The 16,505-nt window shown below is 65.8% G+C and carries 14 protein-coding genes; 8 read left to right on the top strand and 6 right to left on the bottom strand.

Annotated elements, in window-relative coordinates:
• Nucleotides 1–278: 278 nt before the first annotated feature.
• The 3 genes from AC07UW_RS05745 to glmS form a co-directional block, all read right to left on the bottom strand.
• The gene (locus AC07UW_RS05745; RefSeq protein ID WP_223496643.1) at nt 279–740 is read right to left on the bottom strand and encodes a DUF2846 domain-containing protein; all 462 of its coding nucleotides are present in this window, start codon (nt 738–740) and stop codon (nt 279–281) included.
• A gap of 110 nt (nt 741–850) precedes the next feature.
• On the bottom strand, nt 851–1,219 hold the full coding sequence (locus AC07UW_RS05740; RefSeq protein ID WP_223496645.1) for a hypothetical protein: 369 nt from the start codon (nt 1,217–1,219) through the stop codon (nt 851–853).
• Nucleotides 1,220–1,335: 116 nt separating this feature from the next.
• Nucleotides 1,336–3,174, bottom strand: a complete 1,839-nt coding sequence (glmS, locus tag AC07UW_RS05735; RefSeq protein WP_495211612.1) for a glutamine--fructose-6-phosphate transaminase (isomerizing) — start codon at nt 3,172–3,174, stop codon at nt 1,336–1,338.
• A gap of 214 nt (nt 3,175–3,388) precedes the next feature.
• Between glmS and AC07UW_RS05730 the strand changes: the two genes are divergently transcribed.
• The 7 genes from AC07UW_RS05730 (at nt 3,389) to AC07UW_RS05700 (ending at nt 11,203) form a co-directional block, all read left to right on the top strand.
• Nucleotides 3,389–4,666, top strand: coding sequence for an efflux RND transporter periplasmic adaptor subunit (locus AC07UW_RS05730; protein ID WP_025877336.1), 1,278 nt, complete (start codon nt 3,389–3,391; stop codon nt 4,664–4,666).
• Nucleotides 4,667–4,697: 31 nt separating this feature from the next.
• A complete protein-coding gene (locus AC07UW_RS05725; protein WP_032976565.1) occupies nt 4,698–5,420 on the top strand; it encodes an ABC transporter ATP-binding protein in 723 nt (240 codons plus the stop codon).
• Nucleotides 5,421–5,430: 10 nt separating this feature from the next.
• Entirely contained in the window at nt 5,431–6,735 is a 1,305-nt protein-coding gene (locus AC07UW_RS05720; RefSeq protein WP_495211611.1) for an ABC transporter permease, read from the top strand.
• Between the two features lie 21 nt (nt 6,736–6,756).
• On the top strand, nt 6,757–7,971 hold the full coding sequence (locus AC07UW_RS05715) for an ABC transporter permease (protein WP_080149800.1): 1,215 nt from the start codon (nt 6,757–6,759) through the stop codon (nt 7,969–7,971).
• Nucleotide 7,972: 1 nt separating this feature from the next.
• The gene (locus AC07UW_RS05710) at nt 7,973–8,362 is read left to right on the top strand and encodes a PDZ domain-containing protein (RefSeq protein WP_495211610.1); all 390 of its coding nucleotides are present in this window, start codon (nt 7,973–7,975) and stop codon (nt 8,360–8,362) included.
• A 136-nt stretch (nt 8,363–8,498) separates the two neighbouring features.
• Nucleotides 8,499–9,845, top strand: coding sequence for a sigma-54-dependent transcriptional regulator (locus AC07UW_RS05705; RefSeq protein WP_495211609.1), 1,347 nt, complete (start codon nt 8,499–8,501; stop codon nt 9,843–9,845).
• Entirely contained in the window at nt 9,842–11,203 is a 1,362-nt protein-coding gene (locus AC07UW_RS05700) for a sensor histidine kinase (protein WP_315829763.1), read from the top strand. Before AC07UW_RS05705 ends, AC07UW_RS05700 begins: the two co-directional genes overlap by 4 nt.
• 571 nt (nt 11,204–11,774) lie before the next feature.
• Here AC07UW_RS05700 and AC07UW_RS05695 read toward each other — a convergent pair.
• Both AC07UW_RS05695 and glmU read right to left on the bottom strand, forming a co-directional pair.
• Nucleotides 11,775–12,308 (bottom strand): GNAT family N-acetyltransferase, encoded by a 534-nt coding sequence (locus AC07UW_RS05695; protein ID WP_495211608.1) that lies wholly within the window; start codon nt 12,306–12,308, stop codon nt 11,775–11,777.
• Nucleotides 12,277–13,644, bottom strand: a complete 1,368-nt coding sequence (gene glmU, locus AC07UW_RS05690; RefSeq protein ID WP_336032349.1) for a bifunctional UDP-N-acetylglucosamine diphosphorylase/glucosamine-1-phosphate N-acetyltransferase GlmU — start codon at nt 13,642–13,644, stop codon at nt 12,277–12,279. The genes AC07UW_RS05695 and glmU overlap by 32 nt, the downstream gene beginning before the upstream one ends.
• Nucleotides 13,645–13,806: 162 nt before the next feature.
• On the opposite strand from glmU, the gene AC07UW_RS05685 reads away from it, so the two are divergent.
• Nucleotides 13,807–14,190 carry a GtrA family protein gene (locus AC07UW_RS05685; protein ID WP_223496660.1) on the top strand — a complete coding sequence of 128 codons (384 nt, stop codon included), beginning with the start codon at nt 13,807–13,809 and terminating at the stop codon, nt 14,188–14,190.
• A gap of 7 nt (nt 14,191–14,197) precedes the next feature.
• Here AC07UW_RS05685 and AC07UW_RS05680 read toward each other — a convergent pair whose 3' ends face one another.
• Nucleotides 14,198–16,417: a putative glycosyltransferase family protein gene (locus tag AC07UW_RS05680; RefSeq protein WP_495211607.1), complete on the bottom strand. Its 2,220-nt coding sequence runs from the start codon at nt 16,415–16,417 to the stop codon at nt 14,198–14,200.
• Nucleotides 16,418–16,505: the final 88 nt, after the last annotated feature.

Here is a 16,505-nt window from a genome sequence, read left to right as displayed (position 1 = left end):
GGCTGGTGCAACCGCCCAACCCTGCAAAGTCAGAACGGCCAGACCGGATGGGTTGCGGGACCCGACACCAGTGCCGGTGGCACCTGCCTGGGCCCATCAGTCCAGCAGCCAACCGGCCATGGTGCACCGGCCCCTGCACAAAGCCCGTGGCCGGCAGCAGTGGCAGCCTCATGCTGATCCAAGGTACCGACAGCACTGATAGCACCGGTGCGAAGCACGCGCTGCGGTATGGGTATGTACGGATGCGCCGATTAACGACCGGCGCATCCGGCCAGATCCTATCGGGAGCATTGCCCCTTCTGGGCCAGCTTCAACTGCGCCACCTGACGCCGCCCCTCGGCCTCTGGAACGACAGTGAGTTTGGCGCCACCAACGAACACCCCCATCTTGATGGTCTGCTCGATGAAGTAGTTGCGTCCCGCCTCGACAAGCAGCTTGATGTCATTGGGCGAGAACTCCGACTCCGTCGAGATCGAATGTTCCCGGTTGCCGGCCAACAGCGTGTAGAAGAACACCTTGTTCGCGGTCTCCCCCAAGCATTCGCCATCGATCCAGAGATCCTTCTTGAGCGCCTGGCCGACAAAGCTGTTCCGGTACACGTAGACGCCTGCCTTGCCTTCCTCCGGCACCGGGAAGGTCTTGGCCAGTTCCATCTGCCCCTTGTCCGCTGTCGGGACACTCGCGCATGCAGACAACATCGCAACTGACGTCGCCAGCACAACCACCTGCCACTTCTTCATTTACCGCCCCCCCTGATATGCGCGTCGATGCGCGCGGATTGAATCTTCCATGGAACGTGCAGAGGGAGGCGCGCACAGCCTCACGCGGCCCCTCCACTGCCCGGCAGTCTTCACCACTGCTGATGATAGGTATCCCTGTACTCGGATTCGGTCATACCCGAATTGACGAAGCGCCACATATCCGCACCCAATGCCCGCCGAGCGTACTCCAGTGCGGCCTCTATGCTGGCGAATGATGCGCTCTGTGCGTCGTCCGGATCGCGCGCGACGCTGGGAAAGCTGTAGATGTCCAGATACTGCGCAGTGCCCACGTCGGCAACCTCGTGCAAGGTTACTGTCCACTGCCCTTCCCGTTCGCGATGGATGACCAGAAAGCGGATGATCCGCCCGTCTGCATCCTGGCCGGCTGACAGCAACTGTTCAACGCTGCGACCTTTGTGCAGGTTGGCGAGCACATCGAACTGGTCAAGATGGCGCATGCATCCTCCGTGATGCGGCAGGCCTGATGAACGCATGGTGCCACGCGGGGACGAAAAAGGGCGGTCCTCCCTCCCGGACCGCCCGTTGTTTCGCTATCAACCAGCTACGTCCGCCCTTACTCCACCGTAACGCTCTTGGCCAGGTTGCGCGGCTTGTCCACGTCGGTGCCGCGTGCCAGCGCGGTGTGGTACGCCAGCAGCTGCACCGGGATGGTGTGCACCACCGGGCTGAGCACGCCGGCATGGCGCGGGGTGCGGATCACATGCACGCCTTCGGACTCGTTGAAGTTGCTGTCCTGGTCGGCGAACACGAACAGCTCGCCGCCACGCGCGCGCACTTCCTGCATGTTGGATTTGACCTTCTCCAGCAGGCTGTCGTTGGGTGCGATCACCACCACCGGCATGTCCTCGTCCACCAGTGCCAGCGGCCCGTGCTTGAGCTCGCCGGCCGGGTAGGCCTCGGCATGGATGTACGAGATTTCCTTCAACTTGAGCGCGCCTTCCAGGGCGATCGGATAGTGCAGGCCACGGCCCAGGAACAGCGCACTGCTCTTGCGGGCGAAGCGCTCGGCCCATGCGGCGATCTGCGGTTCCATGTTCAACGCATGCTGCACGCTGCCCGGCAGGAAACGCAGCTGCTCCAGGTAGTCCGCTTCCTGCGCGGCATCAATGCGGCCATGCAGCTTCCCCAGCACCATGGTCAACTGGAACAGCGCGGCCAGCTGGGTGGTGAACGCCTTGGTCGAGGCCACGCCGATCTCGGCGCCGGCGCGGGTGTAGCAGACCAGTTCGCTGGCGCGCGGAATCGCGCTTTCCGGCACGTTGCAGATCGACAGCGTGTGCTTGTGGCCCAGCGACTTGGCGTACTTCAGCGCTTCCATCGTATCCAGCGTTTCGCCGGACTGGGAGATGGTCACGATCAGGTGCTTGGGATTGGCATACGCGGCGCGATAGCGGTATTCGCTGGCGATCTCCACGCTGCACGGCAGGCCGGCGATGGCCTCGATCCAGTAGCGCGCGGTCAGGCCCGAGTAGTAACTGGTACCACAGGCCAGAATCTGTACACCCTCGATGCCCGACAGCACCGCTTCGGCATTCCTGCCGAACAGCTCGGCCGGGAAGCCACCGGCGTCGATCGCCGCTTCGATGGTGTCGCCCAGTGCACGCGGCTGCTCGTGGATTTCCTTCTGCATGAAGTGCCGGTACGGGCCCAGCTCCAGCGAGGCCAGCGAGACATCGGAGAGATGCACATCGCGCTCGATCGGCTGATCGTTACCGTCGAAGATGCTCACACCATCACGGCGGATCTCGGCAGTGTCGCCCTCTTCCAGGAAGATCACCTTGCGCGTGGCCGACAGCACGGCCGAGACGTCGGACGCCACAAAGTTCTCGCCCTCGCCCAGACCGACCAGCAGCGGGCAGCCCATGCGGGCGCAGACGAAACGTTCCGGCTCGGCACGGCTGATCACAGCCAGCGCATAGGCACCGGTCAATTCCTTGACCGTGTGCTGCAACGCGACCAGCAGGTCATCGCCATTCTTCAGATGGTGATGAATCAGGTGGGCGATCACTTCGGTGTCGGTCTGCGACTCGAAGGTATAGCCCAGCGCGCGCAGCTTCTCGCGCTGTTCTTCATGGTTCTCGATGATGCCGTTGTGCACCAGCGCCACGCCATGGCTGATGTGCGGATGCGCGTTCGCCTCGGTGACACCGCCATGGGTGGCCCAACGCGTGTGGCCGATGCCCAGGCTGGCCGTGAAGCCTTCAGCCTCGGCAGCAGTGGCCATCTCCGAGACACGACCAGTGCGGCGTACGCGGCGCACCTCGGGCCGTTCGGCCTGATCGATCACGGCGATGCCGGAGGAATCGTAGCCGCGGTATTCCAGTCGCTTCAGTCCTTCGATCAGGACCGGCACCACATCCCGTTGGGCGATCGCACCTACGATTCCACACATGTCACGCATTTCCTTGAAGACGGTCGCCGCATTCTAGCCTGCGTGTCCGCCAGCCCCCTCCTGTCCGCTTAATGAAAGTGTCCGGAAAGGTGTCCGCGGACACCCGGACAGTAGCAACACATGTTCAACTCATTGATGGAAAAGGAAATAAAGTTGGCACGCTGTGTGCTTTGTCCATAGCACCACTCTGGCACCACCGACAGGCACGAACCCGATGATCCGCGACACCTCCGCCCAGGACCAGATCGTTTCCTCCGCTTCAGCCAGTGCCCCCAAGGCCGCATGGCACCGTTACCGCTGGCCGGCCCTGGCGGGCATCGCGCTGCTGGCCGGCATCGGCTGGGCCGTGCATGCGTGGTCCAATGCCAGCAGCTCGTTCGACAGCAGCCGGGTGCGCATCGCCGAAGTGCAGCGCGGCGACCTGGTGCGCGACATCGCCGCCGACGGCCGCGTGATCGCCGCCAACAGTCCGGTGCTGTACGCCATCTCCGCCGGCACGGTGGACCTGAAGGTGGTCGCCGGTGACGTGGTCAAGAAGGGCCAGGAGCTGGCGATCATCGACAGCCCCGAGCTGCGCAGCAAGCTGGCCCAGGAGGAGGCCACCCTGGCCGGCCTGGAAGCCGAGGCCAGCCGCGCCAACCTGGATGCCACCCTGGCCCGGGCCAAGTCGCGCAAGGAAACCGACCAGGCCAGCATCGAGCGACAGGCCGCCGACCGCGACCTGCAGCGCTACCAGCGCGGCTTCGATGGCGGCGCGGTGCCGCAGATCGATCTGGCCAAGGCCCAGGACACCCTGAAGAAGGCCGACATCAGCCTGGTCAATGCCACCACCGATGCACGCCTGCAGAGCCAGGGCGCGGACCTGGACGCACGCAACAAGCGTTTGCTGGCCGACCGCCAGAAGGCCGTAGTGGCCGAAGTGCGGCGCCAGGTGGACGCACTGACCCTGCGTGCACCGTTCGATGGCCAGGTCGGTCAGGTGCAGGCCACCCAGGCCACCAACCTTGCCGCCAACGCGCCGGTGCTGGGCGTGGTCGACCTGTCCAAGTTCGAAGTCGAGATCAAGGTGCCGGAGAGCTTCGCGCGCGATCTGGCGATCGGCATGCCGGCGCAGCTGACCGGTGGCAATGGCCAGCCGTTCCCGGGCGAGATCAGTGCGGTGTCGCCGGAAGTGGTCAATGGCGAAGTCAACGCACGCGTCCGCTTTGCCGCAGCCCAGCCTGAAGGCCTGCGCCAGAGCCAGCGGATGTCGGTGCGGGTGCTGCTGGATACCCGCAGGAATGTCATGAAGGTCGAGCGCGGCCCGTTCGTGGAACAGGGCAACGGTGTGGCGTACGTAATGGATGGCCGCACCGCGGTGCGTCGTCCGATCGAACTGGGCGTCAGCAGCCTGGGCGAAGTGGAAATCAAGTCGGGTGTGCAGCCGGGGGACCGCATCGTGGTCTCGGGCAGCGACCTGTTCAAGGACGCCGAACGCGTCTCCGTCAACTGACAACTCATACATCCTGGAGAGAGGACACCCCATGTACATGCTCGAAATGCGTTCGGTCGCCAAGGTCTTCCGTACCGAACAGGTGGAAACCCACGCGCTGCGTTCACTGGAACTGCAGGTCAAGGAAGGCGAGTTCGTCGCCGTCACCGGTCCGTCCGGCTCCGGCAAGACCACCTTCCTCAACATCGCCGGCCTGCTGGAAACCTTCACCAGCGGCACCTACATGCTTGATGGCCAGGACGTCAGCAAGCTCGGCGATGATGCCCGCAGCCGCCTGCGCAACCAGAAGATCGGCTTCATCTTCCAGGGCTTCAACCTGATTCCGGACCTCAACCTGTTCGACAACGTGGACGTGCCGCTGCGCTACCGCAAGATGAGCGCCGGCGAGCGCCGCGAGCGCATCGAGAAGGCGCTGAGCCAGGTTGGCCTGGGCTCGCGCATGAAGCACTACCCGAACGAACTCTCCGGCGGCCAGCAGCAGCGCGCGGCGATTGCCCGTGCCCTGGCCGGAAGCCCCCGTCTGCTGCTGGCCGACGAACCGACCGGCAACCTGGACACGCAGATGGCACGCGGGGTGATGGAACTGCTGGAGGAGATCAACGCCGCCGGCACCACCATCGTGATGGTCACCCACGACCCGGAACTGGCCGCACGCGCGCAGCGCAACGTGCACATCGTCGACGGCCAGGTCACCGACCTGGTGCGCGAGCCGGTGCTGGCCACCCCGCGTCGCATCGTCGCCGTCAACGAGTGAGGGCACGACCATGTTCGCCTACTACGCCCGACTGGCGGTGCGCAGCTTCCGCCGCAACAAGGTACTGACCGCGCTGATGGTGGTGGCCATCGCGCTGGGCATCGGTGCTTCGATGACCACCCTGACCGTGTTCCACGTGCTGTCCGGCGACCCGATCCCTGACAAGAGCGACCGCCTGTTCTACGTGCAGGTCGATCCGCGCCCGCGCTCGGGTTACCTGACCGGCGAAGAGCCGGAAACCCAGATGACCCGCTTCGATGCCGAGACGCTGCTGCGCGAGAAGCGTGGCGAGCGCCAGGCGATGATGAGTGCCGGTGACGCGACCATCGAGCCGGAAGGCAGCACGTTGAAGCCGTTCAACATCGATACCCGCTGGACCTCGGCTGACTTCTTCCCGATGTTCAACGTGCCGATGCTGTATGGCCGTGCCTGGACGGCCAGCGACGATGACGGTCGCTCCCGCGTGGTGGTGCTGTCCAAGGTGATCAACGACAAGCTGTTCCAGGGAGCGGACAGTGTCGGCCGTGAGATCCGTGCCGATGGCCATTCGCTGCGGGTGATCGGGGTGATGGATACCTGGAATCCGGAACCGCACTTCTTCGACCTGACCGTTGGCAACTACGGCCGCGAAGAGGACCTGATGATGCCGCTGTCCACCGCAATGGACCTCAAGCTCGGCAGCAACGGCAACATGAACTGCTTCCGCGACGGCGCACCCGATGACGACAGCAATTCGATCAACGCGCCGTGCACCTGGATCCAGTACTGGGTGGAGCTTGACCCGTCCAAGGCCGAGGACTATCGCCGCTACCTGGTGAACTACTCGGACCAGCAGCGGGCTGCCGGCCGTTTCGAGCGCCCGGCCAACGTGCGCCTGCGCACCGTGATGGAGTGGCTGACCTTCAACAACGCGGTACCCAGCGACGTGCGCCTGCAGATGTGGCTGGCCCTGGGTTTCCTCGGTGTCTGCCTGGTGAACACGGTCGGCCTGCTGCTGGCCAAGTTCCTGCGCCGCAGCGGTGAGATCGGCGTGCGCCGCGCACTGGGTGCCAGCCGCGGGCAGATCTTCCTGCAGTGCTTGGTCGAGGCGGGCGCGGTGGGCGTGGTCGGCGGCGTGCTCGGCATCGGCCTGGCACTGCTGGGCCTGTATGCGGTGCGCCAGCAGCCGGTGGACTACGCCAAGCTGGCCCACCTCGACGGCAGCATGCTGCTGCTCGCCCTCGGCCTGACCCTGCTGGCCAGCGTCGCTGCCGGCTTCCTGCCCGCCTGGCGCGCGATGCAGGTCACCCCGGCCATCCAGCTCAAGTCGCAGTAAGCACCAGAACGAGGACTTCCCATGGACATCCGCCCCATCCTCAGCACCCTGCGCCGGCACAAGACCGCAGCCGCATTGATCGTGCTGGAAATCGCCCTGACCTGCGCCATCGTCTGCAATGCCCTGTTCCTGGTCACCCAGCGCGTGGAAAAGATCAGCCAGCCCAGCGGCCTGGCCGAGAACGAACTGGTCATGGTCCGGGTCAGCGGCATCGGCAAGCAGACCAACGCCATGGCCCGCACCAACGAAGACCTGGCATCGCTGCGCGCGATCCCCGGCGTGACCAGCGTGGCCAAGGTCAACCAGCTGCCGTTCCGCCGCAATTCGAGCAACACCAGCATCTCGCGCGAGCGTGACCAGGAACGGCCGACAGCCTTCGTGTCGCAGTACATGGTTGGCGAGAACGCGTTGTCCACGCTCGGCCTGCAGCTGGTCGCCGGCCGCGACTTCCAGCCCAGCGAGTACATCGACCTGGAAGAAGCACAGAAGAATCCGAAGCCCGACCGCGCCGCACCGGTGATCATCAACCAGCAGGTCGCCGCCAAGATGTACCCGGACCAGAGCGCGCTGGGCAAGACCTTCTACATGGGCAACCAGGCCCTGCATGTGGTTGGTGTGGTCGCCCATCTGGCCACCCCCACCGACTACAACGACAACAGCACCCTGTCGATGATCCTGCCGGTACGTACCGACTTCACCCGCGGCCCGTACATGCTGCGCACCTCACCGGAACGCCGCGATGAAGTGCTGAAGGGTGCGCTGGCCGCGCTGGAGCACAACGACCCCAACCGCCTGGTGCGCGAGAAGCTGACCTACCAGGAACAGCGTGCCGACTACTTCAAGAACGACCGCTCGATGGTCGGCCTGCTGGTGACGGTCTGCGTGGCGCTGCTGGTGGTCACCGCCCTGGGCATCGTCGGCCTGGCCAGCTTCTGGGTACAGCAGCGCAGCAAGCAGATCGGCATCCGCCGCGCACTGGGCGCCACCCGCGGGCAGATCCTGCGCTACTTCCAGACCGAGAACTTCCTGCTGGCCACGCTGGGCATCGTGCTGGGCATGCTGGCGGCGTACGCCATCAACCTGGCACTGATGAACATGTACGAGCTGCCGCGCATGCCGCTGCTGTACCTGCCGCTGGGCGCAGCGCTGCTGTGGCTGCTCGGCCAGATCGCCGTGTTCGGCCCGGCCCGCCGCGCTGCGGCGGTGCCCCCGGCCGTCGCCACGCGGGGGGCGTGAGATGCGCGCCAGCCTGATGGTCCTGTTGCTGGCCCTGCCGCCGCCGGTACTCGCCGGCAGCAGCAGCGCGCAGACGCTGGAGTGGCGCCAGGACGATGCGCGGCTGGCGCTGCGCTCGACCGAAGGCGTGGTGAGGGTGGATGCGGCCAGCCCGGAGGCGCGCTTCGGCGTGCGCCATGGCGACCGCATCCTGCGCGTGGACGACTCGCCGGTGCGGCAGATCGAGCAGCTCGCCGACGCCGTGCAGGCGGCATCGACGCCCACCGTCTACCTGCTGCTGCGCCGCGATGGCCGGATGCTCACCGTGCCGGTGAACGTGTCCCAGTGGCGCCCCGCTCTGGCGCCACCACCACCCCCTCCGGATCCGCCGCCGCCCCCGCCACGACGCTGAGACCCGGCGGCCCCTGCGCTGCCACGGGTTTGGCTATGCTTGGTGGGTGGCGCCGAAAGCTCCGGCGTCATCCACCCTTTTCCGTGCGCGGCGCCGTCGCTCTCCGGCGCTGCCCTGCCCTCCCAGAAGCCGCCGAATGCCTGCGATCCTGATCATCGACGACAACGCCAGCGTGGGTACTGCGCTGGATGTGCTGTTTTCCCTGCACGACATCGACACCCTGCAGGCGCAGAGCCCGGCCGAAGGGCTGGCGCTGCTGGAATCGCAGCCGGTCGACCTGGTGATCCAGGACATGAATTTCAGCGAGGACACCACTTCCGGCGAGGAAGGCGAGGCACTGTTCGCGCAGATCCGCGAACGCCACCCTGATCTGCCGGTGATCCTGCTGACGGCCTGGACCCACCTGAGCAGCGCGGTGGACCTGGTCAAGGCCGGTGCCGCCGACTACCTGGCCAAGCCCTGGGATGACCGCAAGCTGCTGACCACGGTCAACAACCTGCTGGAATTGTCCGAAGCGCGGCGCGAACTGGACCAGCGACGCCAGCGCGAACAGCGCCAGCGGCATGCGCTGGAAGACAAGTACGTGTTGTGTGGTGCGGTGTTCGCCGACCCCGCCAGCGAGCGGGTGATCGCCCTGGCGTGCCAGGTCGCGCGCTCGGAGCTGCCGGTGCTGATCACCGGCCCCAATGGCGCGGGCAAGGAGAAGATCGCGCAGATCATCCAGGCCAACTCGCTGGTGGCCAAGGGTCCGTTCGTGGCGGTGAACTGTGGCGCCCTGCCCTCCGAACTGATCGAGGCCGAACTGTTCGGTGCCGAGGCCGGCGCCTATACCGGCGCCAACAAGGCGCGCGAAGGCAAGTTCGAGGCAGCCGACGGCGGCACGCTGTTCCTGGATGAGATCGGCAACCTGTCGCTGGGTGGGCAGATGAAGCTGCTGCGCGTGCTGGAGACAGGACGTTTCGAGCGCCTGGGCTCCAACCGCGAACGCCAGGTCAAGGTGCGCGTGGTCAGTGCAACCAATGCCGATCTGCCGGCGATGATCCGCGAAGGTACGTTCCGCGAAGACCTCTACTACCGGCTCAACACGGTGGAACTGACGCTGCCGCCGTTGGCCGACCGCCCCGGCGACATCGTGCCGTTGGCCGAGCATTTCCTCAGCATCGGCAAGCCACTGTCCAGCACGGCGGCCACCGCACTGCAGCGGCACCTGTGGCCGGGCAACGTGCGCGAGCTGCGCAACGTGATCCAGCGTGCCGAACTGCTGGCTACCGGCAACCGCATCGAGGTGGGCGATCTCAACCTGCCGCGTGCGCCGGCTGCGCCACGCCCTGCGCCAAGCGCCGGCAATGATCCCGACCGCGCACGCATCGAAGAAGTGCTGGCGCGCAACCATGGGGTCATCGCCCAGGCCGCCGCCGAGCTTGGACTGAGCCGGCAGGCGCTGTACCGGCGCATGGACCGTCATGGCATTCCGCGCGAATGAAGCGACGCTCCTTCACCTTCCGCCTGTTCCTGCGCCTGCTGCCGGTGCTGGCGCTGGCTGCCGCTCTGCCGTGGCTGCTGGCCTACTGGATGGACCATGGCTGGGTGGTGACCACGGTCTCCACGATCATCCTGCTGTCATTGATGTGGTGGACGCTGCGCCGCGCCACCGCACCGGTGCGCTCGTTGATGCGGGCGCTGTCCGGGACCACCAGCAGCTACCGCGACGGTGAGTACAACTTCGGTATCTACTGGCCCGGCAATGACGAACTGGGTGACCTGGTGCAGGCGCACCGCGAACTGGGCGAAGTGCTGCGTGCACAGCGCCAGGGCCTGGTCCAGCGCGAACTGCTGCTGGACACCATGGTGCAGAACACCCCGGTAGCGATGCTGCTGATCGCCGCCGGTGGCGATGGCATTTCCCGCGTGGTGTTCTCCAACCTGGCCGCGCGCAAGCTGCTGCACAGCGGCTGGAAGCTGGAAGGCCAGCGCATGGAAGACGTGCTCGAGCAGCTGCCGGTGGAACTGCGTGATGCCATCGGCCGCGGCGGCGACAGCCTGTTTGCGGTGAAGTCGGAAAGCGAAGACGGCGTGGAAGGCGACGAGGATGACGAACAGGTCTATCACCTGTCGCGGCGCGCGTTCCAGCTCAACGGCCGCCCGCATGACCTGCTGTTGGTACGCCAGCTCACTGCCGAACTGCGCCGGCAGGAAGTACAGACCTGGAAGAAGGTGATCCGGGTGATCAGCCACGAACTCAACAACTCGCTGGCGCCGATCGCCTCACTGGCGCACTCCGGTGGCGAGCTGGTCAAGCGCGAACGCTTCGACCGGCTGCCGGAGATCTTCACCACCATCGAAGACCGCGCACGCCACCTGGAAGGCTTCATCCGCGGCTACGCGCGTTTCGCAAAGCTGCCGCAACCGCAGCTGCAGACCGTGCACTGGGCGCCATTCCTGTCCAGCCTGTGCCAGCAGATTCCGTTCACGATGGAGCGTGAACCCGACGAAGAACTGAGCAGCCGGATCGACATCGCCCAATTCGGCCAGGCCCTGCTCAACCTGCTGAAGAATGCACACGAGGCCTGTGCTGAAGCAGATCCGCCGAACAACGACGTGCAGGTGCAGCTGACCCGGCTGCCGCAGTGGCTGCGGCTGGATGTGCTGGACCGCGGCAAGGGCATGAACGAGCAGGTGCTGCAGAATGCGCTGATGCCGTTCTATTCGACCAAGCGCAATGGCACCGGGCTGGGGCTGGCCCTCACCCGCGAGATCGTCGAGGCGCACGGTGGTCGCGTGTCACTGCAGAACCGCACCGAGGGCGGGCTGTGCGTGTCGATCCTGTTGCCGGTGGGGTAGGTTTGTTCTTCCTTCTTCTGTTGATTGCTGAAGGTTGATCACGGTTCATGGGCGTCACTTTTCTTTTCGCGCGAAAAGAAAAGTAACCAAAAGAAACGCGCCGCCAGTCCGCGAGCCGTCGTGCTGCGCACGCCGGTACCCTGCGCTCCTCGGTCCGTTGAGGGACGGCGCGGGAACTCGCTGCGCTCAGACACCCGCGCCTCTTCGCCCTCGCCGGCCCTGCGGTGCTCGGCTCGCTTCAAGGCGGACTCGAGAAGCAGAGCAAAAGCATCCACGCATGGCGTGGATCTACTGGGTGCACCTGTGGACTTTGACTTGGGTCCGCCTTGAAGCGAGCCGAGCACCGCAGGGGAGTCAGGGGCGAAGAGGTGCCGATGTCCTGTAGAGCCGACTGTTAGTCGGCTGACTTCTTCGCACCGGCCCATGATTCGCCGAGGAGCGCAGGGCACCGATGCGCAGCATCGGCTCGCGGCCGGCGGAACGTTTCTTTTGGTTACTTTTCTTTGCGTACAAAGAAAAGTGACACCCATGAACCGTGATCAACCTTCAGCAAGCAACAGAAGAAGCAAAACTAAAGCACTCGCCGCATCGCCACCCGCAAGTGCATCGGGAATCCCAACGCGGCTTCCTCGGCCATCACCCCTCGCAGGCCCGCGCCCCACTCTGACTCCGGCAGGACGTTGAATCCTTCGCTGGCATAGAAAGCCGCATTCCACGGTACATCGGACAACGTGGTCAGCACCGCCGCCGGATAGCCAAGCGCCTTGGCCTCGGCGAGTGCGTGCTGCAGCAACGCTCGGCCGTAACCACGCCGCGCGTGGCCGGGATCAACATCCATCTGCAGCACATGGAAATCGCCGTCGAGCGCACCGCCCAGCAGGTAGCCGGCGATGCCGCCATCGGCGCCTTCGATGATCCACAACTGGCCACGCTGCAACCCAGCCTGCAACGTGGGGAGGTCCAGCCCATGGGCGGCGAACACCGGGTGCGCCTCGTGCCCGCGCAGCAGTTCACCCGCACGCTGTTCGATGCGGGGCAACGCGTCGAGTTCGTCGGCGCGCGGTGGTCTCGGCTCAGCTTTTCTTGATGGGTCGCTGCCAGCCATCGATCGTTTCCTGGCGCGCACGGGCCACGGTCAGCTTGCCGTCCGGCGCAGTGCGGGTGATGACCGAACCTGCAGCAATCGTCGCCCCTTCACCGATCAGCACCGGCGCCACCAGCGAACTGTTGGAGCCGATGAAAGCGTTGTCGCCGATGGTGGTGGTCGACTTGTTCACGCCGTCGTAGTTGCAGGTGATGGTGCCCGCACCGATGTTGACCTTGCTGCCGATCACCGCATCACCCAGGTAGGTCAGATGGTTGGCTTTGCTGCCCACCCCCAGGGTGACCTTCTTGGTTTCCACGAAGTTGCCCACGTGCACACCATCGGCCAGCACGGTGCCCGGGCGCAGGCGCGCGAACGGGCCGATCTGGGCTGCACCCTCGCTGATGACGCCTTCCACATCGCAGTGCGCACGTACTTCGGTGCCCGCGCCGAGAGTGACGTCCTTCAGCCGGGTGAACGGGCCGATGGTCACGCCATCGCCGAGCACCACCTTGCCTTCAAGAATCACATCGACATCGATCATCACATCGCTGCCGACGACCACCTCACCACGGATATCGACCCGCGCCGGATCGCGCACGCGCGCGCCCTGGATGCACAGCGCGCGGACCGCGCGCCGCTGCCAGGCCCGTTCCAGCTGCGAGAGCTGCCATGGATCATTCGCGCCTTCGGCGTCCTGCGCATCGGCCACCAGGGCCATCTCCGCCGGAGTGAACTCGCGGGCGGCAAAGGCGAATACATCGGTCAGGTAGTACTCGCCCTGCGCGTTGCTGTTGGACAGCTGCGACAGCCAGCGGCGCAGCGCCGTCGATTCGGCAGTGATGATGCCGGTGTTGATGATGCGCACCCGACGCTGTTCATCGTCGGCGTCCTTCTGCTCAACGATCGCCCCGACCTTGCCTTCGGCATCGCGCAGCACGCGACCATAGCCAGTGGGATCCTCGACATCGGCCACCAGCACGGCCAGCCGGCCCGGCTGGGCCAGCAGGTCGCGCAGGGTCTGCGCACGGATCAACGGCACATCGCCGTACAACACCAGCACCTGTGCGGCGTCTGGCACCTCCGGCATGGCCTGGGCAACGGCGTGGCCGGTACCCAGCTGCTGCGCTTGTTCCGCCCACAACAGGTCCGGCTGGTCAGCGAAGTAGTGCCGCACCTGGTCCCCGCCGTGGCCGTACACCACGTGGATGGCAGCCGGCTGCAGTTCGCGCGCCGTGGCGATCACATGCGCCAGCATCGGCTGCCCGGCAATCGGCTGCAGTACCTTGGGCAGCACCGATTTCATGCGTTTACCGGCGCCAGCGGCGAGGATGATGACGTGCAGGGGTTGGGTCATGGAGGGGGGCCGCGCAGCGGCGGCGATCTGAGGACTGGCTGATAGGATAGCCGAGCTCATTCCCTGCCTGACGTGAACCGTGCGCTGCCTGAAGGAACGATTGCTCGATCTGCTGTACTGGATGGGCCCGCTGTTGCCGGGCGGCACCGGGAAGGCACGGCCATGACCCTCGTCCGCCAGGGCAGCTCATACATCGTCATCGGGCTGGTGCAGCTGCTGCTGGACTGGCTGGTGTTCGTGGGCAGCACCGCACTCGGGCTGCCCGTCGCCCCTGCCAACGTCGTCGGCCGTCTGGCCGGCATGCTGCTCGGCTTCTGGCTCAACGGCCGCTATACCTTTGCTGCCGCCGGCCAACAGCGCCTGGGCTGGAAGCGCTTCGCGCGCTTCCTCCTGCTTTGGATGCTGCTGACCGCGGCCAGCACCCTGCTGGTGACTGCGGCCGACCATGCATTGGGACTGCAGTACGCGTGGCTTGCCAAGCCGCTGGTGGAAGGTGGTCTGGCGCTGGTGTCGTTCATGCTGCTGCGGCACGTGGTGTACCGCTGACCTGCGTTCAGTGAAGGCCACTGTCGCCGGCCAGGCGCACGCTCAATCCCTCGCGCCACAACTGCAGCGGGCTGTAACGCAACTGCACCTGATGGCGGCCTGCCGGCACGCACAGCGCATGGAACAGGCCATTGCCACGCAGCAGCGGCAGTACGGTGCCATCGGGCAAGCGGGCCTGCCAGCCACGGGCAGTCACCTCGTTGACCACGACCCACGCGGGGCGGTCGGCTTCCACCGTGAGCTCGATACGGCCAGGCTGGTAGTGCTGCACCTGGATGTTGGCCTCACCGGCATCATGCTCCGGGCATGCGGCGCCGGCCATGGCTGGCAGCCAGAGCTGCCGGCTGAAATCGGTCTGGTTGAATTCATCCGCAGGCGGCAGACGCGCATCGTGGCGTCGGACGTTCCGAGGATTGAGCACGCGCGGCAGCACGCTGTCGCGTCGCGCGAGCTCGACCTGGTCACCCTGCGCGCTTGAACCCGGGAACGGATCCTGGGCCAGCAGCCAGCGCACGCCCAGCAGATCGTACACAGGCGCTGTTGTGTCCTTTGCCCAGGCCGTCGGCAGCTTCTGTTGGAACGTATCCACCGGTTCACCCGGCATGCCGGTCATCTGCAGGTAGTCGCTGGCCAACATCGGGTTGTAGCCGTTTGCCAGCGCGATCCCATGGACCGCGGCGCCGTTGGTGAGCCCACCGATGCCGAAGACCACGGCGCGCTCGGGCAATCCGGGTTGCCGCTCTGCTGCGAGCAGCGCGTAGGCCCGCTGCGCCGGCCCGGCGCGGTCGGCGGTCAGCACCGACTTGGTGCCACTGCCTGCGTTGAAGCTGGTCCCCACGTTGAACAGCAGCAGGTCGAACAGCACCAGCACAAACAGCCAGCGCTCGGGTGCCCGGTGACGACGCAGCAGCAGCACCGCGGCGATTCCCACGGCTGCGCTGATGCCGAGCCAGGCAAAGGCCGCCAGATGACCGCGGTCGATCGCCATCCAGGCACTGGAGACGGCAAGCAGCACGACGGCACCTACGGACATCCACGGCGGCCGCAACGGGCCTGGCTGCAATGCAGCCTGCAAGGCGTTGGCACCCAGCCAAGCTGCTGCTGGGAGGGTGAGGAACAAGGCATCAGCAGGACGCCGGAACAGATCCAGGCCTGGCAGCCAGGTGAACAACCACGGGAACAGTGGCGTTGCCCCACCCAGCGCGATCAGGATCGTCAGAATCACCACGGCCAGCGCGATGCGCGCCGCAGCGGGTTTGCGCCGCAGCACTTCGCCGCCCCATCCCAGCCAGAGCGCCAGCGGCACCGCGCCGAGATAAAGGTAATCGGCGCTGATGTCACCAAAGGCCCAACTGTCGCCACGCCCCTGCGAGAACACGTTGCCTGACAGCAGCGTGGCCAGGGTCTGCCAGTGCATGGCCCCCGGCAACGCAGCCTCCAACGAGAAACCATCCCGATTTGTCTCGCCCAGCCAGGCCAGCGTGGACAACCACTGTGGCGCGCTGATCGCGCCGGCAAGCACGCCGACAAGACCAAATCGCAGCAGCAGCCGCACGCGCTGGCCCTTCGCCAGCAGAACCGCGCCCACCGCATGGATCGCACAGGCGAGGATGATGAAGTAGGTAACCTGGGTCAGCTGCAGCGCGCACAAGCCTCCAGCGATGCCGGCCAGCAGTACGTCACGCAGCCGACCCTGGCGGCGGACCTGCTCCATGCCCAGCCACAGCCACGGCAGCAAGCTGTAACTGACGATCATCGGCGTGTGCTGGAGCCGCGATGCGGCCACCCCACCGAACATCAGCACCAGCGCGAACAGCAGCCGCGCCGGTGGCGGCATTCCCTGCACGCGGCCCAGCCGCAAGGCACCGAAGCCACCTGCCAGCACGTGCAGCAGCACGACCACGTTGAACAGGTGCAGCGACGTCGGTGCCAACAGCATCGGCAGCAGCATGCTCGGCTGCAACGTCATCATCTGCGGGTCGGCCAGCTGCGGGTAGCCCCCGTACAGATACGGATTCCACCACGGCGCCTGCAGATGACGCAGTTGCTCAGCGCTGAAGCTGACCGCCGGGAAGAACTGCTGCACGGCGTCGAACGGAATGGTCTTGATGCCCAGCAGCCACGGCAGGCAAAGCACGACCCAGGCAATCAGGAACATGCCTTCCGGTGTGCGCCAGCGGCACTGCCAGCCCCCCATGTCCTGCGTCGCTGTCGATGACTGCTGCATTCCCTGCCTCCGTGGAAAACAAACAAAAACGCCGGCATGGCAGCCGGCGTTCCTGCATTCACCCGTGCCTTGCAGGCACAGATGTCAC

Source organism: Stenotrophomonas sp. GW821-FHT02D01 (assembly GCF_059421765.1).
The sequence above is the reverse complement of the archived record's forward strand: the minus strand, read 5'-3'. Positions and strand labels throughout refer to the sequence as shown.